The sequence below is a fragment of the Priestia sp. USM5 genome (assembly GCF_058323215.1).
Window position 1 is genome coordinate 2,480,832 of sequence record NZ_JBSGKN010000001.1, and the last position, 23,719, is coordinate 2,504,550.

Annotated in this window: 25 protein-coding genes and 1 pseudogene; 6 read left to right on the forward strand and 20 right to left on the reverse strand. The window is 37.1% G+C overall.

The window, feature by feature from the left end:
• Nucleotides 1–27: 27 nt before the first annotated feature.
• The 5 genes from ACWATA_RS13420 to ACWATA_RS13440 all read right to left on the reverse strand — a co-directional run bounded on the left by ACWATA_RS13420 (nucleotide 28) and on the right by ACWATA_RS13440 (nucleotide 4,769).
• The gene (locus ACWATA_RS13420; protein WP_033578893.1) at nucleotides 28–912 is read right to left on the reverse strand and encodes a DMT family transporter; all 885 of its coding nucleotides are present in this window, start codon (nucleotides 910–912) and stop codon (nucleotides 28–30) included.
• 64 nt (nucleotides 913–976) lie between these two features.
• Nucleotides 977–1,693: a helix-turn-helix transcriptional regulator gene (locus ACWATA_RS13425; RefSeq protein ID WP_098627179.1), complete on the reverse strand. Its 717-nt coding sequence runs from the start codon at nucleotides 1,691–1,693 to the stop codon at nucleotides 977–979.
• Nucleotides 1,694–1,720: 27 nt separating this feature from the next.
• Nucleotides 1,721–2,350, reverse strand: coding sequence for a hypothetical protein (locus tag ACWATA_RS13430; protein WP_028413466.1), 630 nt, complete (start codon nucleotides 2,348–2,350; stop codon nucleotides 1,721–1,723).
• A gap of 60 nt (nucleotides 2,351–2,410) precedes the next feature.
• A complete protein-coding gene (locus ACWATA_RS13435) occupies nucleotides 2,411–3,421 on the reverse strand; it encodes an LLM class flavin-dependent oxidoreductase (RefSeq protein ID WP_028413467.1) in 1,011 nt (336 codons plus the stop codon).
• Between the two features lie 130 nt (nucleotides 3,422–3,551).
• Nucleotides 3,552–4,769 (reverse strand): MFS transporter, encoded by a 1,218-nt coding sequence (locus ACWATA_RS13440; RefSeq protein ID WP_028413468.1) that lies wholly within the window; start codon nucleotides 4,767–4,769, stop codon nucleotides 3,552–3,554.
• A gap of 140 nt (nucleotides 4,770–4,909) precedes the next feature.
• Between ACWATA_RS13440 and ACWATA_RS13445 the strand changes: the two genes are divergently transcribed.
• On the forward strand, nucleotides 4,910–5,191 hold the full coding sequence (locus ACWATA_RS13445) for an acylphosphatase (RefSeq protein WP_028413469.1): 282 nt from the start codon (nucleotides 4,910–4,912) through the stop codon (nucleotides 5,189–5,191).
• 83 nt (nucleotides 5,192–5,274) lie between these two features.
• A complete protein-coding gene (locus ACWATA_RS13450) occupies nucleotides 5,275–6,051 on the forward strand; it encodes a 3-hydroxybutyrate dehydrogenase (RefSeq protein ID WP_013056911.1) in 777 nt (258 codons plus the stop codon).
• Nucleotides 6,052–6,087: 36 nt separating this feature from the next.
• On the opposite strand, the gene ACWATA_RS13455 is transcribed toward ACWATA_RS13450, so the two are convergent.
• From ACWATA_RS13455 to ACWATA_RS13490, 8 genes are all read right to left on the reverse strand, one after another.
• Entirely contained in the window at nucleotides 6,088–8,499 is a 2,412-nt protein-coding gene (locus ACWATA_RS13455) for a S8 family serine peptidase (protein ID WP_473049920.1), read from the reverse strand.
• A 741-nt stretch (nucleotides 8,500–9,240) separates the two neighbouring features.
• Nucleotides 9,241–9,678 (reverse strand): S1 domain-containing RNA-binding protein, encoded by a 438-nt coding sequence (locus ACWATA_RS13460; protein WP_013056909.1) that lies wholly within the window; start codon nucleotides 9,676–9,678, stop codon nucleotides 9,241–9,243.
• Between the two features lie 179 nt (nucleotides 9,679–9,857).
• Nucleotides 9,858–10,679, reverse strand: coding sequence for an NAD(+) synthase (gene nadE / locus ACWATA_RS13465; RefSeq protein WP_033578887.1), 822 nt, complete (start codon nucleotides 10,677–10,679; stop codon nucleotides 9,858–9,860).
• Between the two features lie 34 nt (nucleotides 10,680–10,713).
• Nucleotides 10,714–11,394: a nicotinate (nicotinamide) nucleotide adenylyltransferase gene (nadD, locus tag ACWATA_RS13470; RefSeq protein ID WP_049164380.1), complete on the reverse strand. Its 681-nt coding sequence runs from the start codon at nucleotides 11,392–11,394 to the stop codon at nucleotides 10,714–10,716.
• Between the two features lie 15 nt (nucleotides 11,395–11,409).
• On the reverse strand, nucleotides 11,410–12,879 hold the full coding sequence (locus ACWATA_RS13475) for a nicotinate phosphoribosyltransferase (RefSeq protein WP_028413473.1): 1,470 nt from the start codon (nucleotides 12,877–12,879) through the stop codon (nucleotides 11,410–11,412).
• Between the two features lie 23 nt (nucleotides 12,880–12,902).
• On the reverse strand, nucleotides 12,903–13,451 hold the full coding sequence (locus ACWATA_RS13480; protein WP_108674691.1) for a cysteine hydrolase family protein: 549 nt from the start codon (nucleotides 13,449–13,451) through the stop codon (nucleotides 12,903–12,905).
• Between the two features lie 72 nt (nucleotides 13,452–13,523).
• On the reverse strand, nucleotides 13,524–14,300 hold the full coding sequence (locus ACWATA_RS13485; RefSeq protein ID WP_028413475.1) for an NUDIX domain-containing protein: 777 nt from the start codon (nucleotides 14,298–14,300) through the stop codon (nucleotides 13,524–13,526).
• 222 nt (nucleotides 14,301–14,522) lie between these two features.
• On the reverse strand, nucleotides 14,523–14,918 hold the full coding sequence (locus tag ACWATA_RS13490) for a CDI toxin immunity protein (protein WP_014460246.1): 396 nt from the start codon (nucleotides 14,916–14,918) through the stop codon (nucleotides 14,523–14,525).
• 331 nt (nucleotides 14,919–15,249) lie between these two features.
• Here ACWATA_RS13490 and ACWATA_RS13495 point away from each other — a divergent pair, with 331 nt between their 5' ends.
• The gene (locus tag ACWATA_RS13495; RefSeq protein ID WP_328158816.1) at nucleotides 15,250–16,338 is read left to right on the forward strand and encodes an FAD-dependent monooxygenase; all 1,089 of its coding nucleotides are present in this window, start codon (nucleotides 15,250–15,252) and stop codon (nucleotides 16,336–16,338) included.
• Nucleotides 16,339–16,443: 105 nt separating this feature from the next.
• Here the strand turns inward: ACWATA_RS13495 and ACWATA_RS13500 are convergent, their stop codons facing one another.
• Both ACWATA_RS13500 and ACWATA_RS13505 read right to left on the reverse strand, forming a co-directional pair.
• Nucleotides 16,444–16,779 carry a helix-turn-helix domain-containing protein gene (locus tag ACWATA_RS13500; RefSeq protein WP_033578883.1) on the reverse strand — a complete coding sequence of 112 codons (336 nt, stop codon included), beginning with the start codon at nucleotides 16,777–16,779 and terminating at the stop codon, nucleotides 16,444–16,446.
• Nucleotides 16,780–16,961: 182 nt separating this feature from the next.
• A complete protein-coding gene (locus ACWATA_RS13505; RefSeq protein ID WP_154991390.1) occupies nucleotides 16,962–17,087 on the reverse strand; it encodes an anti-repressor SinI family protein in 126 nt (41 codons plus the stop codon).
• A 232-nt stretch (nucleotides 17,088–17,319) separates the two neighbouring features.
• On the opposite strand from ACWATA_RS13505, the gene ACWATA_RS13510 reads away from it, so the two are divergent.
• Nucleotides 17,320–18,873, forward strand: a complete 1,554-nt coding sequence (locus ACWATA_RS13510; RefSeq protein WP_154988883.1) for an alpha/beta hydrolase — start codon at nucleotides 17,320–17,322, stop codon at nucleotides 18,871–18,873.
• Between the two features lie 248 nt (nucleotides 18,874–19,121).
• Nucleotides 19,122–19,907, forward strand: coding sequence for a nucleotidyltransferase domain-containing protein (locus ACWATA_RS13515; protein ID WP_154991391.1), 786 nt, complete (start codon nucleotides 19,122–19,124; stop codon nucleotides 19,905–19,907).
• Between the two features lie 67 nt (nucleotides 19,908–19,974).
• Here the strand turns inward: ACWATA_RS13515 and ACWATA_RS13520 are convergent, their stop codons facing one another.
• A complete protein-coding gene (locus ACWATA_RS13520; protein WP_045290429.1) occupies nucleotides 19,975–20,172 on the reverse strand; it encodes a hypothetical protein in 198 nt (65 codons plus the stop codon).
• 332 nt (nucleotides 20,173–20,504) lie between these two features.
• On the opposite strand from ACWATA_RS13520, the pseudogene ACWATA_RS13525 reads away from it, so the two are divergent.
• Nucleotides 20,505–20,738, forward strand: a pseudogene (locus ACWATA_RS13525) (hypothetical protein); the annotation flags it as partial.
• A gap of 196 nt (nucleotides 20,739–20,934) precedes the next feature.
• Here ACWATA_RS13525 and ACWATA_RS13530 read toward each other — a convergent pair.
• From ACWATA_RS13530 to ACWATA_RS13545, 4 genes are all read right to left on the reverse strand, one after another.
• Nucleotides 20,935–21,777, reverse strand: a complete 843-nt coding sequence (locus tag ACWATA_RS13530; protein ID WP_098626818.1) for a hypothetical protein — start codon at nucleotides 21,775–21,777, stop codon at nucleotides 20,935–20,937.
• A 457-nt stretch (nucleotides 21,778–22,234) separates the two neighbouring features.
• Nucleotides 22,235–22,432: a hypothetical protein gene (locus tag ACWATA_RS13535; RefSeq protein ID WP_016763981.1), complete on the reverse strand. Its 198-nt coding sequence runs from the start codon at nucleotides 22,430–22,432 to the stop codon at nucleotides 22,235–22,237.
• 115 nt (nucleotides 22,433–22,547) lie between these two features.
• On the reverse strand, nucleotides 22,548–22,976 hold the full coding sequence (gene fosB, locus ACWATA_RS13540) for a FosB/FosD family fosfomycin resistance bacillithiol transferase (RefSeq protein ID WP_033578879.1): 429 nt from the start codon (nucleotides 22,974–22,976) through the stop codon (nucleotides 22,548–22,550).
• Between the two features lie 47 nt (nucleotides 22,977–23,023).
• Nucleotides 23,024–23,635, reverse strand: coding sequence for a LysE/ArgO family amino acid transporter (locus tag ACWATA_RS13545; protein ID WP_034265797.1), 612 nt, complete (start codon nucleotides 23,633–23,635; stop codon nucleotides 23,024–23,026).
• Nucleotides 23,636–23,719: the final 84 nt, after the last annotated feature.

The following is a 23,719-nucleotide window of genomic DNA, read 5'->3' on the forward strand; positions in this document are numbered from 1 at the left end:
CCGTTCTTTAAAGAACGGGGGGATTTTTTATATATGCACCTCTTGATTTAGCGATGACTTCGGAGAATACGTTAAAAACGCTAAGCTAGCCAACACTAGTGCTGCTCCGCATATGTTTACCAAAGTTAGAGATTCTCCTAAGAAAAAGACGCCAAGTAAAAAAGCGGTAACGGGCTCTGCTAACGATAACGTTACGGCGGTAGACGCTTGCACTGACTTAAGCGCTGTAGAAAATAATACATAAGCAATCGCCGTCGTAAGTATTCCTAAATGAAGAGCAATCCCCATTCCATTTAAAGAGACTAGCCAGCTCATATCGTACATAAACCAGCATGGTATCAGTAAAACGGCGGCGGCTGTGAACACAAGCGAAGCTCCTACTTGCGGATCAACATGCTGAACAATTTTTTTATTGACAGTCGTATAGCAAGCAAAAGACGCCCCTGCTCCTATCGCCATACCCAAACCTATCACGTCGATTTGAGTATCTTTTTTTAACAACAAGCAGCTGCACCCTATAATACCAGTAACCGTAGCAAGCAACCATTTTTTTGTAGGTTTCTTGCGGTACACTATGTAATCTAATACTCCTGATAAAACAGGCGCACTGCCAATTGCCACCATTGTGCCTACTGCAACACCCGTTTTAATGACAGCGGAAAAAAATAACGGCTGATAAGCGGCCATACTTGCTGCAGCAACCGCAAGAGGCAAAATAGGAAGACGTCTTACGTCCACATTCTTTCTTTGTATAAGACAAGCTGTAAGAAGCGATAGTCCCCCTACCGCTAAACGTACGGCTCCAATAGCCACGGAATGCGCTTCAGCAGATGCTAAAGCTTGGGCGGTTCCTGTTGTTCCCCACAAAACTGCGGCACATAAAATAAGTATTTTTGATAATGAAGTATTCATCGTTTCATCTCCTTTCTTTTATCATAGCTAAAAGAAAGAAAAAAGTTTTTCCGCTTTTATGATCTTATTTGTCTGTTTTTAAGATACTTCGATATTGCGTCGGTGAGACTCCTTCTTGTTTTGCAAACCATTTAGTGAATGAAGACAAGCTGTGATAGCCGACTTCGTGCGCAATATACGTTATCGAATAGCTGCTCTCTTTTAACAATTCTTTTGCTTTATTTAAACGTATACGCGCTACATAGCTTTGAGGCGAATAACCCGTTTTTTGTTTAAACCAAGCGGAAAAATAGGCAGGATGATAATTTTCCAGCGTAGCAAGACTTTCTATGTTTAACTCTTGATTAAAGTTAACATGAAGGTAATCAATGGATTTAAACGTTTGTTTCTTTGGTAAATAATGCTGAACGTAACGGACTAAATCTTCAAGCGCCCCCCTGTCAGTGCTTTTTTGAAGCCCATCAAGTAACAGGTAGCGAAGTGCTTTCCAGGTTGAATCCCATTGAATAAAAACTGCTTCTTGAGAAAGATGCGCACTTTCTGTAAATTTCAAAGGAATATCAACAACCAAACATTCATTTGTATTTTTAGCTTGATACGTATGCAGTTGACGAGGCGGAATGTAAAAGCATCCTTCTTGCAGCGTTAAGTGCTGCTCGCTTGCTTGAATATCAAGAGCGCCTGCTAGCGGAAACAAAAGCTGACTGTAGTTATGATCATGAGTATGAGGTGAATAGCTGTAGGCTCTTTTTTCGCAAATAATTTCACGTAGCGTATCCATTTTGTTCTCCTTTCCTTATTTCCTGTCTCAAAGAAGCTGTTCTATGCCGTCCAAAACGGTTCCCAGCACCCTTAACGATTCTGCTGGAGCATATAAAACATCCAATGAATGATCGGCATTTTCGATGACCGCAATATTCATTGGATTTGTTTTTAATCGATAAACTTCTTCCGTATAATAGTGATCACCACTTCCTATTACAAGAAGACCTTTGTGAGAGCTTTTTAGTAAACTTTCAAACAGTTCTGTTCTTGTTAAAAGCGGCGTCAGTAAAAGCATCACTGCGTCTTTGTAAACTTCATCTTTCATAACTCGCTGAATTAGAGGAATGGTCCCAAGCGATTTCCCTGCAAATATGATATCTTTATAGCTATTTTGAGGCAAAACGTCTTGCAGCACTAAACAAATGTCTTTCATCATAACGTCTGCAATCTCATCTGTAGACTTTGTCATCAGCTCTTTGGAATATGTATAGTGAATCTGAACCACGTCAATTCCGTGTTTTATCATCAGCATCGTTACATAATACAACAGGGGCTTTTCGTACGTATAGCCTAGCCCTGAAAACATAAAGCAAATGCGAGGCCCTCCTGTTTTAATATATGTATATGTAATCTTATTAGTTTGGCTGCTTACACTTTTTTGCTCTACTTGCATGTCACTCCTCCTTTTTAAATATTCTAACATTTAATCCCGTAAAAAAACCCCATCTTTTTCTTAAAAAAATGAGGGTTGAGGAAATAGCTCTGCAAGCAGTTGATAAGACTTCTTTTTTGCTTCATAATCATGGATATTTGTAATAATTAAAAATTCGTCGTTATCGTATTTTTGCTGCAGCTGCGTTAATCCTTGTTTTACTTCAGCTGGATTTCCTACGATCATACGAGGACGATTGGTGCTTATTTTTTTAAGCTCTTCTTCTGAATAAGAACGATTGCGCACTTCTTCTATCGATGAAACCGTTGTGTCTCCGCCTTTGGCTACTTTCAACAGCCAATCATCTAGCGTTTTGGCGTGCTCCTCGGCTTCTTCTGTTGTTTCTGCACATACAACAAATACACATACGTTGGTTTTAGGCTTTGATTGATACGAAGAAGGGATAAATTCTTGTTTATAATGACGAATGGCTTCTTGTCCACCAACTGAATAAATAAAGTGTCCAAACGTAAAAGAAATGCCCAGCTCAGCAGCTGATCTTGCTCCTCTTTTATTGATACCAAGATGCCACAGTTCCGGCTTTGTTTCACTTAACGGATAAGCTGTCACACCGTAATACGGATGATCAGACGGCAAATTATGCTCAAGATGCCCTTTTAACGCCTGAATTTGACGCGGAAATTCATTGAGGCTTTTACGTACTCCATCTGTAAGCGCTAGCCGCGTCAGCGCATCTCCTCCCGGTGAGCGTCCAAGACCTAAATCGATTCGGTTCGGAAACAGATTTTCAAGCAGCTGAGCATCTTCTGCTACTTTATACGGACTGTATTGAGGAAGAAGGACTCCTCCAGATCCAATTCGGATTCGGCTCGTTTGAGAAGCTAAGTGCGTCATTAAAAGAGTTGGAGATGAGCCTGCAAGACCGTTCGTATTATGATGTTCCGCTACCCAAAAGCGGTGGTAGCCCAACTTTTCCGTTAATTTTGCCAGTTCCACCGTACGTTTTAACGCTTCCTTTGGTGTTGATCCGCTTGAAACTGGAGACTGATCCAATACGCTTAGCTTAATCATAGCTGATTCTTCCTTTCGATTTTCAATTTCTATTGTATCTATTGTAGGAGAAAAATATGAATTCGTCTTGAAATTTGCTTCACGCTCATAAAAAAAGCAAACGCTAAGGCGCGTTTGCTTTTTCTTTTTCTTATTTTGCTTCGTGTATTTCTTTCACACGCTTATCGCTCGGCAACAGCCATGTTAACAGCCCTAGGATTGGTAAATAGCTGCAAAACAGCATAATAAACTGAAGGCTGAAGACATCAGCTAATTTACCGAATACAACAGCTCCTAAAGCTCCCATCCCAAAAGCAAGCCCTACAATTAAGCCGGAAACCAAGCCAATTTTCCCCGGCATCAGCTCTTGAGCATAGACGACCGTGACGCTGAAACTTGACTGGAGAATAAAGCCGATTAGTATTAAAAGAGGCGCTGCGACTCCGAGAGAAACGTGAGGGAGTAATAAAGTAAACGGTACTGACCCTAACATAGAAAACAATAAAATATTTCGTTTTCCGAAACGATCGGCAAGCGGACCTCCAAAGAATGTTCCAAACACCCCTGCAATCATAAATAAAAAAACGTAAAGCTGAGCGCTTTTGATAGGCAAATTAAATTTTTCAATAATATAAAACTGAAAGAAATTAAGGATGCCTGCTCCGTACCATGAACGTGCAAAAACGAGAAAAATTAAAAGTCCAATCGCAAAAATAATTTGCTTGTTCATCGTAAATGAAGCATCTGACTGCTTTTTCTTCAAGCGTTGACGAGTAGCTAACTCTGATTTATACCATTTAGAGACGCTGTATAGAACCACTACGCCGATACCTGCAATTAACGTAAACCAAATTGTTCCAAACTGACCAAGTCCGATAAAGATAAATGCCGTAAACAGCGGAGCCATCGACTGTCCAGTATTCCCGCCAACTTGATAAATAGACTGTGCCAGCCCCCGCTTTCCTCCTGCTGCCATATACGCTACGCGAGAACCTTCCGGGTGAAAAATAGCGGATCCGAATCCTACAAATAAAACAGATATAATCACAAAATAAAAATTTGGCGCTAAAGCGAGTCCAACCATACCAATCATGCTTAAACACATTGCAATTGGCAATAAAAACGGCGAGGGACGCTTATCGGCAAATACGCCGAATACCGGCTGCATAATCGATGACGTCATGTTTAAAGCAAAGGCAATCCAGCCGATTTGCGTGTAGTTTAAATTCATCGATTTTTCAAGGACTGGAAAAAGTGCCGGTATAACAGACTGCATACAATCATTTAGGAAATGTCCTAAACTAATAGCAAATAAAATACGGTAAATCGTCGCCGGCTGCGCTTGCTGCGTTCGTGCTGCTGCTTGCATTCATAACCCTTCTTTCTTATTTAATCTACATTAAAACTGTTAAAGTCTTACAATGTCTTTTTCTATTATACAGTGAAAAGTAAGATTATAGTTGTTTTCTTTTTTATAAAAAAGGGAAAATTGCCTGTGAGGTGAGAACAGTGAAAAAACATGTGCATATGATTGTAGACGGACGCGTTCAAGGGGTTGGGTTCCGTCACTACACGCAGCTAAAAGCAATGGAATGCTCCATTAACGGATGGGTACGAAATCGTGAAGATCAAAAAGTAGAAATTGATGCTGAAGGTGAAGAAAGTAATATCCAAAAATTTATTGAAGAAATTAAAAAAGGTCCCTCGCCGTTCGCTTCTGTCAGCAATGTGGAAGTAAAGGTAGTAAACACCCCTTCCCACACCCATTCTTTTCGCGTAAAGTACAGTTAAAATACTCGCTAAATTAAGATAATTTTTGATAAAATGGAAAAGTAAGCGATTTTATATCATCTACATATAAGGGGGAAAAAACGATGGTTGAAAACAAAATTGTGTTAATTACAGGTGCAGCTCAAGGTATTGGTTATCAAATTGGTGAGCGCTTTGCTGAAGACGGAGCGACTGTTGTCTTAACTGACTTGAATGAAGACGGGGTTAAGAAAGCAGCAGACAAATTGAAGACAAAAGGCTACGAAGCATTAGGCATTAAAGCAGATGTGACAAATGAAAGTGACATTGAACAAATGATTGCTCAAACGGTTGAAACATATGGCCGCCTTGATGTATTAATTAACAATGCTGGCATGCAATTTGTTTCCCCGCTCGAAGAATTTCCTACTGAAAAATTTGAACTTTTAACGAAAATTATGCTTGTTGCACCTTTTGTTGCGACTAAGCATGCGTTTCCTATTATGAAAAAGCAAAAATTCGGCCGCATTTTGAACATGTCTTCCATTAACGGATTGATTGGTTTCTCAGGAAAAGCGGCATACAACAGTGCTAAGCACGGCGTGATTGGCTTAACGAAAGTGGCTGCTCTTGAAGGTGCGGAGCACGGCATTACGGTAAATGCGATTTGCCCTGGTTATGTTGATACACCGCTTGTTCAAAATCAATTAAAAGATTTAGCACGTACGCGAAATGTAGCGCTTGAAAAAGTGCTAGAAGAAGTTATTTATCCTCTTGTTCCTCAAAAACGCTTGCTGGCAGTTGATGAAATTGCAGACTACGCAATGTTTTTAGCAAGTGATTTAGCAAAAGGCGTCACCGGCCAAGCTGCTGTGATCGATGGAGGATATACGGCTCAATAAAAAAAGAGTGTCAGTGTAACTGACACTCTTTTTTATTTATTGAATTTCAAATTCTCCTAAAGAACCGGTCGTCTGACCTGCTTTTACTGCTTCTGCGTATAAATAATACGTTCCCGCTGGAAGAGCTTCACCATTAATTTTTCCGTCCCACGTTGCGCTAGAGAATCCTTTTCCTACATTCGTATACGAACTTAACAATTCCCCTTTTTCTAGCGTTGCATCGTAAATGTAATAGCTAAGCTTCTCTGCTCCTCCTGGTAAATAACTGCCGTATTCAAACGAGCCATTTCCTAGTACATCTACATACGCAGAAGTAACGCGAGGATAATCCGGCTCTTTTACAAATAAGATCGTTGGAACATTGTACGTTTCTTTATTGTTACTTACCGTAATTGTGCCTTCGTAATAGCCAGGAGATAATTTCCCTGCATCTACTTTTACATTGAGATTTACTTTTTGCGTTTTTCCTGCATTAACAACTAAATCGTTTGTTGATTTAACGTCAATTGCTTGATGGCTTTTCTTAAATTTCACTTTGACCGAGTATTTTTGACTGTGATTTGATAGATTTTTAATCTTAAAGCTTTGTTTTTCTACTTGTTTCCCTTTATCTTTATAAAAGACGCCGTACGAGTGACTTCCTGGGGTAATAAGCGTTTTTGCTTTAATTGCATCTACTACGCGCATGCTTCCTGCACCCTGCGTATTATGAGGGTAAATGAGCCCGTTGCGGTCACGAAGCAGTTCCGTTGTGTTCATTAAAGATGCTTTTACGTCTTCTACTTTATAATTGGGATGCGCCTGTAAAATTAACGCTGCTGCTCCTGCTACGTGCGGTGCGGCCATGCTTGTTCCTTGTTTTGATCCATATCCATGAGGATTGCTTGGATCATTGGTTGGCACTGTACTGATAATATCGACTCCCGGTGCCGAAATGTCCGGCTTAATCATCCACGTATCCACAACCGGTCCGCGAGATGAAAAGTCAGCCATTGTTTCATCGACTGTCTGATTAAAGGTTGCAGTAAAAGAGCCTGTGACGGATCCTTTTGCTAAAGAAGATATCAAAGCTTGTCCATCGGCTTTCGATAGGCGAACACTCGGCAGAGATATACCTGGAATATCAGGAATTGTTCCTTCTACGTTATTGTAAATGACTGTTGCAACAGCGCCAGCTTTTTTCGCATTGTCAACTTTATCTACAAATGCAATGTCACCGCGGGAAATAACCGCTACTTTTCCTTTTACATCCTTTCCTTCAAAATCTTCTGGTTTTCCAAGTCCGACAGGTACAAATTCATAATTTTTACCGCTTGCATCCAGTAACGCCTTGTCGTTTGGAAAGCCCATTACTTCAGCTGAAGCATAGCTTGCGTTATCTACGGTTAATGTCGTTTTATACAAATTGTAAGGAAGCTGAGTCGCACCAACTGAAATAGCTTCACGAGACGTTCCCGGAGAGCCTACTGTCCAGTTAGCTGGTCCACTGTTTCCATTTGATGTAACGGCTACTACTCCTTCTTCCATTGCCCAATCTAATGCAATACTCGTTGCCAAGTCCGGATTATTAATCGTATCTCCAAGCGACAGGTTCATTACATCCGCCCCGTCTTCTACCGCACGTTCAATACCGGCAATCACGTCTTCTGTTGAACCCGTTCCTCCTGGACCTAATACACGATACGCAAGTAAATGAGCATCAGGAGCTATCCCTTTAATTTTTCCGTCCGCTGCAATTGTTCCCGCTACGTGCGTACCGTGCGTTGTCGCTTCGCCTTTTGGATCTCCAGCCGGCGTTTCTTGAGGGTCTTTGTCATCATCAACAAAATCCCATCCTTTATATTTCTCAAACGCCGACTTTAAATCCGGGTGGTCGTAATCAACGCCTGTATCGATAACAGCTACGGTCATATTTTTACCTGTATATCCTGATTTCCACGCTTGATCTGCTCCCACGTAGTAAATGCTTTTATCCATTTCAGAACCGTATTCTTCGGCGCTCACTTCTTTCGATTTCACTTCTGTTGTATGATATTCAACGCTTGGATAAATAGCTTTTACTCCAGGTAAACTTGCTACTTTTTCAAGGTCATTAGCCGGAAGTTCCGCTGAAAACCCGGAAAACACTTGGTCGTATTCTCGCTTTACTTTTGAAGTTTTAGAAGCTTTTGAAAGTTCTTTTTTCACTTCGTCACGCGCTTTTTTAATCTTTCCTTTACTTTGCGCTACTCCTTTTTTCTTGGCTTCCGCTACAGACTCTTCATTTAACTCCACAATAACTTTTACTTTTTTAGCCGACTTTAAGTTATAGTCTCCTTGAATTTTAACTAGTGACGGTTCCAGCGCCGGCTTTGAATTTCCATTAGCCGATGCTCCCATTGCAAAAGAAGATAAAGCAACCGAAAATGCTACTGTACTCAATACAGCCCGAATTGATACTTTTTTCATCGTTTTTCCCTCTCCATTTCTCTCTATAATTCGTACGACTATGTATGTCTTCATCCCCAAAACATACGCATCTTTTACTTAGCTAATGAGCTAAAAACTAGAATAGTATGGAAGTTCTATATATTACTATAAAATCCTTGAGTCTATGGAATCATTTTATATATTTCTCCAAACTGAGCACTACTGCTCAAAAAAGGAAGAATTTTGTCTGTTCTTTGCTTTTTCAGCACTTTTTTATTCCTAAAATTATGAAGGAATTAGATGAATATACAAGAATACTGACGAATTTCTGTTAATTTAGCTATTTCGATGGGGGACTCATTCCTACTTTCTCTTCGTTTACTTATAAGGTTTTTTTATTATTTTAAGAAAATTGTTCTTATAAGCGTTTTTTATTTTATTAATTATTATTTAGAACATAGTTTAATTTAATATGGAATATCGCATTTAATTAAATGAAATTTTTAAAAATTACGAATAATAAAAGTAGTTCGTGCAGATACTAACGTCAACGCTCGCAAAAAGGGAGGTATGATTATGATAGATTTAAATTTCATCCTACTCATCCTTGATCTTCTTTCATCTCTTGTCACGATTGGCATCTACTTTACAACTAAGTAAGTGCTTAACCTTCTCTTTACTTCTTCTAGCGCATGTATTTAAGCTATCACAAAAAAGAAGCAAGCCAATTTTTACTGGCTTGCTTCAACTATATAATAAAGTAGTTAGAGTGGAAGGGATTTATCCGCGTCTTCCGCCTCTGCCACCTCGTTTTGATTCAGTGCTGCGTTTTAGTGTAGATAAATTATCTTCACTATCTTTTAAGAAACGCGCCATTTTTTGTTCGAAGTTTTCCTTTGGTTGGAAGTTGCTTTTAGAACGATTATCATTATTTCTTGCCTGACGTGGCGGGCGTTGTGAATAAGAAGATGAGGGTCTTTCCGGTTTATCTATCGCTTTTTTAATCGATAATCCAATTTTTCCGTCTTTCTCATTAACGACTTTCACTTCAATTTCTTGACCAACTTTAAGATGGTCATTAATGTCTTTTACATAGCTGTCAGCTACCTCACTAATATGTACAAGCCCAGTTTGACCTCCAGGTAATTCTACAAATGCTCCAAAATTAGTAATACCTGTTACTTTCCCTTGTACCTTGCTACCTACTTCAACTGCCATAAAAAATGTTCCTCCTCAATAATATTAAAAGCACTTCATTATACCAAAGTGCGTAAGAATAACAAAGTGTGTATGAGAAAACAATTTGTTAAATTACACTTTTTCCGCCACTTTTTTGTTTTATGAAAGAAATCAGTCAAAATAATGCCCATATTAGATCTCTAATATGGGCATTTCTCTCATTTCCACCATTCATCAAACATGCTAGCCGGTAACTGACGCTTATGTTCAGTAATACGATAGCGCTGTTCAATTTTTTCAGCGGCTTCTTGTGATACTTCTTTTCCTTCCAAATAATCGTCTAGTTCATCATAAGAAATTCCTAGTTCCGTTTCATCAGATTGACCAGGACTATTATCTAATAAGTCAGCTGTTGGTACTTTTTCGTACAATCGTTTATCTGCACCTAATTCTTTTAGCAATGCTTTTCCTTGACGTTTTGTTAATCCCGTTAGAGGCAGCACGTCTGCTCCGCCATCTCCGTATTTTGTAAAAAAGCCTGTTACTGCTTCTGCTGCATGATCGGTTCCGATAACTAAAAGGCCGTTTTCTCCTCCGATTGCATACTGTACAATCATACGCGTACGTGCTTTGACATTTCCTTTATGAAAATCAGACAGCGCTATATCTGTAGAACCTGTAAACGAACTTTCAAATGCTTCCACCGTGTTTTTAATATTAAATGTATATGTTTCATTAGGTTTAATAAATTCTAGTGACGCCTTCGCATCCGCTTCATCATGCTGCGTGCCATGAGGCAAGCGAACGGCTACAAATTTGGCTTCATATTCTTCTTTTCGCAATTCGTCTACAGCAATCTGCGCTAATCGTCCAGCTAAACTAGAGTCCTGCCCTCCGCTTATACCTAATACAAAGCCTTTTGCATTTGCTGACTTTAGGTAGTTTTTCAAAAAATCAACACGGGCACGAATTTCTTGTGCTGGATCAATTTCAGATTTCACATGTAGCTCTTTTCTTATTTTTTCTTGCATGTCTGACATGATACATGCTCTCCTTCCATTATATGTAGATTTCTTACTGATACAATCCATGTTTTTTACTATAAAAATAACAGAGATCAGGCATTAAATATCGTGGTTCTCCGCCCCTGGCAAATTCTTGACGAATATAAGTAGAGCTGATTTCCATTGCTAGCCCCTTATCAAGAAGCTGAAACCGGCCGTCGTCATAATTTCGAAGCAAAGGAGAATGACTAATAGCTTTCAACATGTCTATTCCCTCTCTTGCCATGATGATAAACTGGTTTTGACTAATAAGTTCATCTGCTTTCTTCCACTTGCCCTCACCAATATCTTGCAGTAAGTCGGCTCCCATAATAAAAAATAAGTCAGCGTGTGGGAGCAATTTTTTAAAGTGCTCCATAGTGTAGTATGTGTAATGATAGCCGGGCAATACGTCTAGCTCATACGTATCGAGCAAAAATTTCGGGTTGTCTTTAATCGCTAAGCTAACCATATTTACACGGTGTTCATCGGACGTTTGGAGCTTTTTGTCTGTCCGTTTGTGCGATGAAGGCAAGAAGATAATAGCATCTAACTTCTTTCGATGCGCAACCGTTGATGCCGTCCAAAGATGAACGTTGGTAACCGGATCAAAAGATGAACCATAAATCCCAATTTTCGCTCCTTTTTCTAAAAGCGTATCTATTTTCTTATCAGGGTTTAGCTGTTGAAAATAAGCAAGCGTATCTGACATGTCTCCAGCTCCCTACTATTTTTTATTTAGGGCTTCCGCTACTTTTTGTTTTACGTACGCAATTTGACGCGTTTTATTTTCCCAACACTTTTCGCTTAAATCTACTGGATATTCTTCTGGATTGCGCGTGCGCTTATATTCATCCCAAAGCAGCTCTAAATTATCTTTTACGTACTGCTGAATTTCTTGAAGTTCTTCTGTTTCATACACAAGCTTTCCGTTTACAAAGATATCATGATGAAGTTCTTTTGCCTCAAAATTTGTGACGAATTTACTGATAAACGTATGAACAGGGTGGAACATTTTTAAACGCTCTTCGCTTTGAGGGTCTTCGTCTTCCATCGTAATATAATCCCCTTCAGATTTCCCATTCAAATTATTAATAATACGATATACGCGCTTTAACCCTGGTGTACTGACTTTTTCAGGATTCGCACTAATTTTAATCGTATCCATCATCTCGCCATTTTCTCCTTCAATAGAGACGAGTTTATACACTGCTCCAAGCGCCGGCTGATCATATGCAGTAATGAGCTTCGTACCAATTCCCCACATGTCTATCTGTGCACCTTGCGACTTTAAATGCATAATCGTATCTTCATCTAAATCGTTGGAAGCAACAATTTTTGTCTCTGTAAACCCTGCTTCATCCAACATTTGACGAGCTTTTTTAGACAAATAAGTTAAATCGCCGCTGTCTAAACGAATTGCCGTAAAATTAATTTTGTCTCCTAATTCTTTTGCTACTTTAATCGCATTGGGAACTCCTGATTTTAAGGTGTCGTACGTATCAACTAGAAACACACAGTTTTTATGGCGACGAGCGTATTTATGAAATGCAATATATTCATCTTTATAAGCTTGCACCATTGCATGGGCATGCGTTCCTGCAACTGGAATTCCAAATTTCTTTCCTGCACGCACGTTAGAAGTAGCACCAAATCCGCCAATATAGGCTGCTCTTGTTCCCCAAATAGCAGCATCCATTTCTTGAGCGCGTCGCGTTCCAAACTCCATTGCCACTTGATCTCCTACTACATGTTTGATTCGGGCTGCTTTTGTTGCAATCAGCGTTTGGTAATTCACAATATTTAAAATCGCTGTTTCTACAAGCTGAGCTTCAATTAACGGTGCTTCTACACGTAAAATTGGTTCATTATGAAACACAAGCTCACCTTCACGCATACATCGAATTGTCCCAGTAAATGTAAGGTCTTTTAAGTAAGCTAAATAATCTTCTTTAAAACCTAATTCTTCGTGCAAGTACGTTAAATCAGATTCGCTAAATTTAAATGCTTTAATATATTCAATAATTCTTTCTAATCCAGCAAAAACAGCATACCCATTCCCAAAAGGAAGTTTGCGGAAAAAAACTTCAAAAACAGCCTTCTTTTGATGAATGTTATCTTCCCAATACGTTTCTCCCATATTAATTTGATATAAATCGGTGTGTAGCATTACGCTGTCATCTGTAAACATATTCATTGATTTCCTCCACTTTTATGTCCTTAAATAATTTCTGCTCCGAGGCAAGATTTAAAGTGTTCGAGCGCCCACTCATGGCCTTTTTGATTAAAGCTCGCTACGGCTTTTTCATAAATATAAATAGCAAATCCTTTATTATAAGCATCTACTGCTGTATGAAGTACACAGATATCCGTACATACACCTGCTAAGTAGACATCGGTAATCTGTCTTTCTCGCAGTTTAATCTCCAGATCTGTTCCAGCAAATGCGCTGTATCTCGTTTTATTTATCCATTCTACATTTGCCTTTGATTGATACACATTATATAAATCATTTAACTTTCCGTATAGCTTCCTTCCTGCAGAACCTTCAATATTATGAGGCGGAAACAGCGCTGATTCTGGATGCAAGGAATCATTTTCTTTATGAAAATCAATGGCAAACACGACATACTCGTCTTGCTCAATAAATTGACGCGTGATATCGCTTATAGATGTTTCAATGTGTTGCCCTGGTTCTCCGCATGTCAAAGCTCCGTTTTCAGCTACAAAATCATTGGTATAATCAATGTTAATCAGTGCTTTTTTCATTATGTTTCCCCCTCATAAATAAAAATTAACAGTTAACATATTGTTAATTATTTGAATTGAAAGTTTTTTCTTTTAATAGCGTGCTGTATAGATTGGCTTCATCACATTCATCTCAACAAACCGGTAGAGCTTTGTTGGCTTTTTAGACGTTCTCGTCGTTGTTTTTCCGTCTACTTCTTCAATGAATGGCAGCATTCTTATTTTTCGTGCAAACGCCTGATCACTTTTAATTGCCGCATCATCCGTTACGGTAAGCAGCACAGCCTGCAGTTCAGAGTATGTAAACTGAGAAGGCAGAAACTTCTGAGCAATAGTCGTTTGCAATAAATCTTTCTTAATTTCCTTGATTGCATCTCGAATGATGATTTCATGATCAAAAGCTAAAGGCAATGAAAAGATTTCATCTATTTTAAATAATTCAACTCGAGCAGCATCATCATTCGCTTTTCGTTTTATTAGACTATCTTCTGGGACAATTGCATAATGTGCGTTTGTGATGACCCATCCCCTATCGTCTCTTCCGGGCTCATCATAGACACCATAGTGTTTTAAATGGATATCGTTCACGCCCGTTTCTTCTTCGAGCTCTCTTTTAGCCGCTTCAAAAGCTGATTCATCAGGATGGACAAATCCGCCGGGAAGCGCCCACTTTCCTGCTTCGCTGTTCTTTTCTCCCTCCGCGTTTAGCATTGCTCGCTGGATAAGCATTAATTTTAAATTCATTTTAGGTGGTTTGTATGGTTCTTTTTCTTCCGTCACAATCGTAAATACAGCAATATCTGACGTATAGCCATAGGGTTTAGGGTATTCTTTTTTCATTTGATTCGTCATTGCTTTTTTGTTCGACATTCAGCATTTCTCCTGATCACTCTTTTTACAATTAACAATATGATTAATGTTAATTATATTTGTTTTATGGAAAATGTCAATACTTTTCCCACTAATTATAAAGAGAAGGTAATTTATGTTGTAAATAACGTTATGTTTCGTATTTTTTAGAGTTTATATGCATAAAAAGCCGAGTGAAGAAGTTCTCATTCCCCCTCTTCCCTCAGCTTTTTTCCCTTTTAATTAACGTGCTGCTAAACCAATCATCATTTTACCGTCTTTAAAATATTCAATGACATAGTCAACAGACGGACAGTAAATAAACGCTTCTTCTGTAAGATCAGCTGTTTGTTGGAAAAACGTTAGAGCCTGAGCTAAATCGACGCTTACGGCTTTAGTTGCTCGTTTCCAAAATAAAACAACCTGATGTTCTTTTATATTCATCTCTTGAAGCCATTTTTTGATTTCTTCAATATGCCGGGCGGACTTTTTAATTAATACTTTTCTCCAATTAATTTGCATGATTGTTAAAAAAGGAAAGGTGTTTGAAAGTTTTTCGAAGTAAATGCTTGTCTGCTTTTTCGTTAGCAAATCTGCACTGTTACCCAATGTTTGAATATAATGTTCTACTTTTGTCATAATCATCCTCCAGTCGAAATTGGAGTTTGCTAGAATTTTCAGAGACGTTCTCTACTCTTCTTGCTAAAAATCCTGCAGCTTTCCAACCGTGCTTTTTCTCAACAATGTTTAAATTTCACCTTTTTATACAAATTATTCAAAATAATTTGTGTATTTTAGTTTACCATAAAACTTAATCTTTGACTTTGTTTATGTAAAACCTTATTTGTGTTTCGACCAAAGAACGAATTCCATAGAAGAAAAGCTATAAAAAAGTTGACATTAACATTTATAAAAGTTAATATACTTACTAAAAGTAACTTAATTGCATATAACAAACAAGGTGAAGAAAATGAACTATCAAACAGATGTGTGTATAATAGGAGCCGGACCAGGCGGTGCTCTACTAGCCTATCTACTGGCTAAACAAAATATATCAACTATACTGATAGAGAGATCTGATAAGCTTGGAAAAGAATTTCGAGGCGAACATTTAAATGAAGATGGAGAAATGATTCTTAAAAAACATCATATATTTGAAGAAATTGAAAGCTTAGGCCTCCTTCGAATGTCTAGGGTCGAATACTGGAAAGATGGACATGTATTCAAAACGATAGAATCTGAACTTGGACATGCAGGAATTCATGTTCCACAGCAGCATCTTCTTCAGTCTATAGATAGCCGAGCAAGCAGCCATCCCTCCTACAAACTTATGCTGGGCACAAAAGTAACGGAGCTAACGCAAAATGAAAAAGGACAATATACTGGAATAAAAGCTCAGCAAAAAGGCCGGGGTGAAACAATAGTTGAAAGTAAAATCATTATTGGAGCAGATGGTCGATATTCAACTGTTCGCAAACTTGCGCACATAAAAAACAATATTCATAATCATGGATACGATTTGCTTTGGGCGAAAATTCCTGCACCTGCCAACTGGGAGCCTTCTATTAAATTTGCGCTTGTGAAGCAGCAGCAGGTAGCGCTTTTTTCTCAAGCAAAAGGCTTTGTTCAAATCGGATGGAATATTGAAAAAGACAGCTATCCTGCTCTTCGAAAACAATCGTTTAAACCGTTTATTCAGCGTTTAATAGAGGCTTTCCCTAGCTTAAACCTTTCAATTGAAAGGTTTATTAAGTCGTGGTCAGACTTTACGCTTCTTTCTGTGCAAAGCAGCATAAGCGAAGTGTGGTCAAAACATCACCTGCTCTTGTTAGGTGATGCTGCTCATACGATGACTCCTACTGGCGCTTTTGGATTAAACGAGTCATTAAAAGATGCTGACTTACTGTCTGACTTACTGCATCAAGTTTTTTATCAAAACAAAGAGATTTCAGAAACATTGAGACAGTTTGAACAGAAAAGAAAGCCAAGATTAATAACTCTTGAACGTATTCAGTTTCAGCGAGAAAAAGAATTCCCGTCTCATTTTATTTCTTCTTAAGTCAACAAAAAAGAGATTCCATAGATAAATGGAATCTCTTTTTTGCAATCATGATTTTTTAGCAGTTGTGCTATGTAAGTTCTCTTTTATGTATATTCCGCGAAGTTAATCTTGCTTTGCCCGCTGCCATTTTTGAAATTCAAGAAATTGTTTAAACTGCTCTTTGCTTATTCCTGACTCCGCTGCTTCTTTTGCTAACTCAAGCCACTCATTATCAATATCCAACGATTCAGACTTATCCATAGGCTCATGAATCAATCTATCAATACTCACGTTCAATGAGGTAGAAATTTTGTTTAGAAATTGAATAGATGGGTTGAGCTGAATTCCTCTTTCTACTGAAGATATGTACGATTTAGCAACACCCGCTCGGTTTGCAAGTTCTGTTAGCGATATTCCCTGTTTCATTCTAAGATCTCGAATACGTTGACCAATTGTCATTATAATCACCCTTACTAATGCTTACTTATCGATAATAATACCATAATTTCACTTTATCGTGCATTATAAATAAACGTTCTTACTGTAAAGGGATAATTATACATCTAGTGGACATAGCTTGAGACCCGCTATAAAGGTTAGCTATGCGTAACGAATTCTTTATTTCCTTACTGATGTATCGGCTAAGAACTTGAACTAATACTTTGTAAAAATTGTCTAATTTCCTCAATGCTTATACCTGTTTCTTTTGCTTCCATTATGAGCATAACCCATTCTAAGTCTAACGCATTTTCGTCTTTAAAATTCATAATTCGCTTCCTTTCTTCTTTTCCGGGAATTGAGAACGTTTTCTTTTTTCTGTTTTTGGGCATTCTCCCTTATTTTTCACTATGGTTTTACAGTATAATGGATATTACTAGAACATTAGACATTTTATATTTGCTAAAAAGAACCAATTTTTTTGAAATTTTTGTCTATTCCTATCATAATGATTTTACCGTTACACAAACGCTACAGTTAGACACTAGGAGGATTGCTTTTATGCCTTTTCTGCATACGGCGACAGAAAAAATTTACTATGAAATTCATTCGCCCGTGTTCACTGACAAGACAGAAACCGTTGTTATGGTTCATTCTTGTGTCACTGATCATACGCTTTTTGATTCTATTACTGCGGAATTAACCCAACATTACCGTGTTATTCATTACGATTTGAGAGAGACAGGAAAGAGCGCCTCTGCTACAGGAGAATTATCGTTTGAGGCTCATATTGAAGATCTTTTTCTCTTATTACATACGTTACATATAAAGAAGTGTTACTTAGTTGGAGTGGGATTTGGAGGACAAATCGCTGTTAAATTTACCGCCCGCTATGAATTTCTTATTGAAGGACTGATACTACTGTCTCTTCCTTTTTATTCAGATAGCACCATTCAAAAGATTAAGAGATGTTACAACGAAGAAAGCAAAAATCAAATACCGGTAAATAAAATCCTTGAATTAGGCAAACTGGAAAGTCTGGAATATACAAACATACAAGAGGTTATTGAAAGACTTAAACAAATGGATCCCAATGTATATTTCCGCTTCGTTAAACTTTCTATTACAGCCAGTCTATTTCAAGAGCTAAGCAGCATTTCACTTCCTGTACTCACTTTATCTGGCCAACATGATTTGCTGTTTTCATCTCAGTATCTGATTTCAAAAACGATGTTTTTAAAAAACTACAGTCATATGACCATACCTAACGCACACTCTTTATTTCTAATAAAAGAAAAAACAGCTTTATTCAGAGAAATTGTCATAGATTTTATTAAAAGTAATACATCTCAGCTGCCTTCTTTAAAGAATGATCCTATGAAAATACTTAAGAACTGGGAAAGTGATACGGCTATAGACATACAAAAAGAATTCCATGCCCACACACCCTCTCTTAAAGTAGATTTCTTATACTCTTTTTCCGTCTATGTAAATGGTCAGCTTATTACAGAAGGCTGGAATAAGCGCTTTGCTCAAGAAATTTTACTATATCTTATTTTTCATCATTCTATCAGCAGGGAACAGCTATGCGAAGCGCTGTGGCCCGAAATGCCTTTAAGCAACGCCAAAAAGAATTTACGCGTCTACTTGTCTCATTTAAAAAAATTATTGAACGCAGAAAATTCAGAGCCGGTTTTACTTGTTAACAGGCAGCTCATTTCTTTAAATGCCGATGTGTCAAGCGATGGATTAGATTTACTAACTGACCTTCAGTGGATAACCGAACAGTCTGACCCGTCTCTGAAATTCAAGGAGGCTGAACAGCGCCTGCATCAATTAGTTCCTCATTATTTAACAACGATTTATGACGACTGGTTCCTTGATATCCGAGTGAAAATAGAGATTATTCTTCTTGATCTATTAATCTGGATGAAAGAATGGCTTTGTGAGAATGGAAAAGTTTCGAAAGCCGTATTTTTACTCGTTAAATTTATTGATTTAGTAGAAGAAAAAGAATTCATTTATGATGAAATTATCGATTGCTATATCAAGCTCGATAACAATGAAAAATCAGAGTACTGGCTGAATCAAAAAATGCAGTATTTAGTTGAATAAATCAGTCTCATTTATACCATCACCGTGCAGAACTGTATACGCTTCTAACCTGTTACCGCAGAAAGGGATTGGATATAGTGCTTTTTGAGTGATATAGTTTTTCACTCTCTATATTTTCGTAGATTTTTAGAGGCTTAAAGGAAGCTTTTTTTATTTATTTACCATTTTCCATACATTATGAAATATAATAGGAGAAATAGTAATAGCTTTTGTATATAAAAAGCATTAAAAGAAAATGAGGTTGGGTTATGAGAGAAACAATTGTTGCAGCTTTAAAGAAAATTGAAGAAGATTACGACGTAAAGGTATTATACGCTTGTGAATCTGGAAGTAGAGCGTGGGACTTTCCATCTAAAGATAGCGATTATGATGTTAGATTTATTTATATTCATAAGAAAAATAAATATTTAAGCATTGACCCAATCGGTGTAGGTAAAAAGCGAGATGTAATAGAGCTACCTATTAATGACCTATTAGATGTTAGCGGCTGGGACTTAACCAAGACATTAAAACTTTTTAGAAAATCAAACCCACCTTTACTAGAATGGATGCAATCAAACATTGTATATTACAAGGCGTATTCAACATTTGATAAAATGAAAAAACTACATTCTAACATCTTTACTCCTACTTCTTGTATATACCACTATTTAAATATGGCTAGAAATAACTTTAGAGAGTATTTACAAGGTGACGAAGTAAAAATCAAAAAATATTTTTACGTTTTAAGACCCGTGTTAGCTGCTAAGTGGGTTGAACAATATAATGAATTTCCTCCACTAGAATTCCCTATTCTCTTAGAGAAACTGTTACCAGAAGGAGAATTAAAAGAAGAGGTTAGTAAGCTGTTAAAGCGTAAAATTAGTGGTGATGAGCTAGATTTAGAACCACGCATCAATGTTATTAATGAATTTTTAAACTTAGAAATTGGCCGTTTAGACAAATACGTCAGAACTTTATCTGTAGAATTAGATGACCCTACATATGAATTAGATCAATTGTTTAGAGATACTTTAGACGAAGTTTGGAACTAAGTATAAAACAAAAAGGCTTATCCCTAATGCAAGTAGCAGCGGATAAACCTTTTATTTATAATTTCTATTAAAGCGGTATATTATTATTCGTATTTTTTGTTTCATTCAAATAGCTCTCCACATAAATTTGTTCTGCATCTGTAGCATTTTTAATTCCATCCTCGGGACTAAATTCAATGTTTCTCCTTATTGCTACACGATCTGCAATGTAACCCATTGCTAACAAAAACACTATACATCCGCCTGCCCATAGCCACATTGTCATTTTAATATCCCCTCTTTCTTCTTTAGTTCACCTAGCGTCGCGTAATACAGCATATATCCTCCGCAGGATAAAAGCCCTCCAACAAGTAAAATGGCAAGTTTTTTAATAACTATCCCCTCCACATTCTTTTAAACAAAACAGAACTAACAGATGATTCGACTTTATGTTAAACGTTTTTCCGCAAAAAGGAATTTAAATTAACATTCCCTATACTTACTATACGTTATAGCACTAATAAAAGTTTCAGAAAATTACATCAATAATTCCCAAGTTGATTTTCAACAAATCTTATTATAATTTTTTATGTTTCATCCTAAATAATTTCAAAACCGCTGCCAATCTATCTATAAAGCATTCGAGGCTTTACGCCGCTTCAATCAGATCTACTATTATTGCCAGGTGCATTAATTATGATGCCGATTGTGACTGAATGCATCAACCAATTACCTCAACATTTAATTTCTCACGGTACAGCTTTAAATAATACAATTCGTCAAGTTGCAGGTTCAATTGGTACTGCTATACTTGTTACAATTATGACGCAACAAACTACGGAACACCTCGCTAAAGCAATAACAACTTCGACTATAGATATGGTAGTAACGATGTATTCTTATTTGCGACGCTATTGACTCTAATTGCGTTATTACTCTCTCTTCTTACGTACACCAAAGATCAATAGAGAGAAATAATAAAAAGCCGTTTCTTTGGTTAAGAAACGGCTTTTTATTTTAATAAACAATTGTATTTAAAGCATATATTTTACATTTGGATATCATATTTAGATTCAAATGCAGACACTTTTTCTTTAGCATCTAAAAATTGTGTTTCAGCAGCTTTTGTGTTTTCTTCTAAAGTTGATTTATCCTTACCACTTTCTTTTTGTAGAACTTCTAGCATTTCAACTTGTTTATTTAATGACGAAGTTACGCTAGTGACTGCGGAATTCAATTGATTATATTCTTCAGTACTAAAGCTAGCTTTATATTTCTCCAACTCTTCCTTAATAAGCTTTATTCTTTTCATAGGCATTCCTTGTATAGACTTAATAGCCTCAGTTGCGTCTGCATCAATTTTTTCATAATCGTAGCTATCTGCATTAAAATCTTTGTCTAACTCAATAGTGTTCACCGCATTAAAGTGCTGAGTAATATCCGCTTTAGTTAACACAATATGCATATGAGTACCAATTGCAGCCTTGTACACATCTACTGCGGAACCATAACGCTTCTGAGCTTTTATTGCTTGATCATTACTTAAATGGTCTATCTCAGTTTTTAAGTCTTTTACATGTTTGTCTAGTTCACCATCATCGCCCTGAAGAATATTCTTGCTTTCAATTGACTTTGCTAGTATGTTAAAGTCTGCTTCAAAAACAAGATAATCATCAGATTCCATATATCCTTTTTCTTTTGTATATTCTTCATACTCACTCTCTAATTTAGAGAGTTTTTGTTCGAGTTTTTTCTGCTCTTTCCCCATTTGTTTCTGCTCTTGCTTAGCAGATCCTTGTTTTTGTTCTTCTTTCGTTGATCCACAAGCTACTAAACTAATAGATAGCAAAGATGCTACAAGTCCTAGGCCGATTTTTCTTAAATTCTTCATTTTTTCTCCTTTTTTTGGTATGTAGTTTTTTCACCAAACAATGATAGCATATATTATGTACTCCAAAAGAACGATTTTAGAAAAATTATCAAGTTTTCTATAGATAAACCATTAAAAGCAACAATATTCTATCTGTTAGTAGCAGCTTTAAAAAATCTCTTATCCTCAGTTTTACGAACAATTGCTTAATTATTAGACCTTTTATCTGACGCGCAACGAAACTAAGTAAAAACCGTTTCACTGTTTAGAAAACGGTTAGTTACTTTAATATATAATTCTATACTTAGAGTTAATTCGATATTTCAATCCCCTATTGCTGATTCAAAATAGTAAATTCACAATTTTTTTAGCGCGTTAACTTGTTTTTCTAAAATAGAAATTAACTGTTTTTCTCACAAAAATAGTACTATTTTCAAAAGGAATCTTTTATTTCTCCTGAGAATAGTACTACACTATATTAGATAACCTTTATTTTTGTTTTAATTGTATAATATGTATCTGCTATGAGTCCTACTGCAAGTCCGCTAATCATCCCGTACGGTAATACACCTGGTACATTTTGATAAAAAGTGCCGATTAACATTGCAGCTAGGATGCCGAAAAGTACGCCTATCACAATATGCGAACCAAACTTCACCTGTTTTGCGGTATACATTCTTCCTCCTCCTCACTTTTTTTCCATTATATCACAACAGAATCGTTTATTTAATGATAACTGAGCGAGGAATGCGAATGTAATAAAACTGTAACCTTATATAACTATTTTAGTACTACTCTTTTGGCGAATAAAATGTCATATGAGGCTTTTCTTCTTGGTAATACGCTAAACGGTCTTGGAGCGTACCAGTATGAAATTCAAATTTATGACCGTCAGGATCCGTAAAATAAATAGATTTTTTGTCTCTCTCGTCACGATTTCTTCCAGGTAAGATATTTACATTATGCTGTTTTAACAGCTCTTTTGCTTGGTCAAAACTTTCAATGGAAATAGAAAATGCTAAATGAGTATACGAATACTGAATTTCTGATCTAGGAATATCTTTTTCTTCGTTTAACGCGAGCCACATTCCATTTAGACTAAAGTAAGCGGTGGACTTTCCTTTTACTAAAAGTTCCGCCCCTAACACTTTTTGATAAAATATGATGGACCGTTCTAAATTTGACACAGAAAAGCATATATGATTAATTCCTTGAATCATCTTTACCCCTAGCTTTCTATTATATAACTTTTCTTTTAGCGCCTATTTCACTGAAAAAACATACTTTTTGCCATGTAAAGAGCTACTCCCCAAATCATACATGCAGAAGCCTTATTGACCCAAATCATTATTTTCCCATTTGAATCCATTTCCCCTACTGCTTTTCCTGCAAAAGCTAAGGATAAAAACCATATCCACGAAACGGATATCGTAACGAGCGTAAAAATCCATTTTTCTTTTCCGCTGTACAGTAGAGAATTTGTTCCGATTACACCCATAATATCCATCAGCGCGTGAGGATTTAGCAGAGATACAGAAGCAGCAAATAAAATTTGTGCTTTCACCGTCATCCCTTCCTTTACTGACGTTTTTGAAGGTTCGCTCTTCCACGTCACAAAGCCCATATACGCTAAAAAAAGAAAACCTATCCCAAAAATAAGCGCTTGAAAAAATGAAAAAGTAGCGGCTACTGCTGAAACTCCCAGCACTGCTACTAGAATTAAAATCGTATCACAAACAGAAGCCGTTACCACTACAGGAAGCGCCTGTTTGATGGTTCGTTGATTTGCTCCTTGGTTAAAAACAAACACATTTTGTACTCCTAAAGGTAAAATCAAACCGAATGCTAACAATAAAGCATGTATAACCACTGTAAACATGTTGTTCTCTCCTTTCTCTTTTATCCTACAATTGACATCCCTTGTTGTCTCCATCCAAATTTTGATTTATAATACCAACCAAAT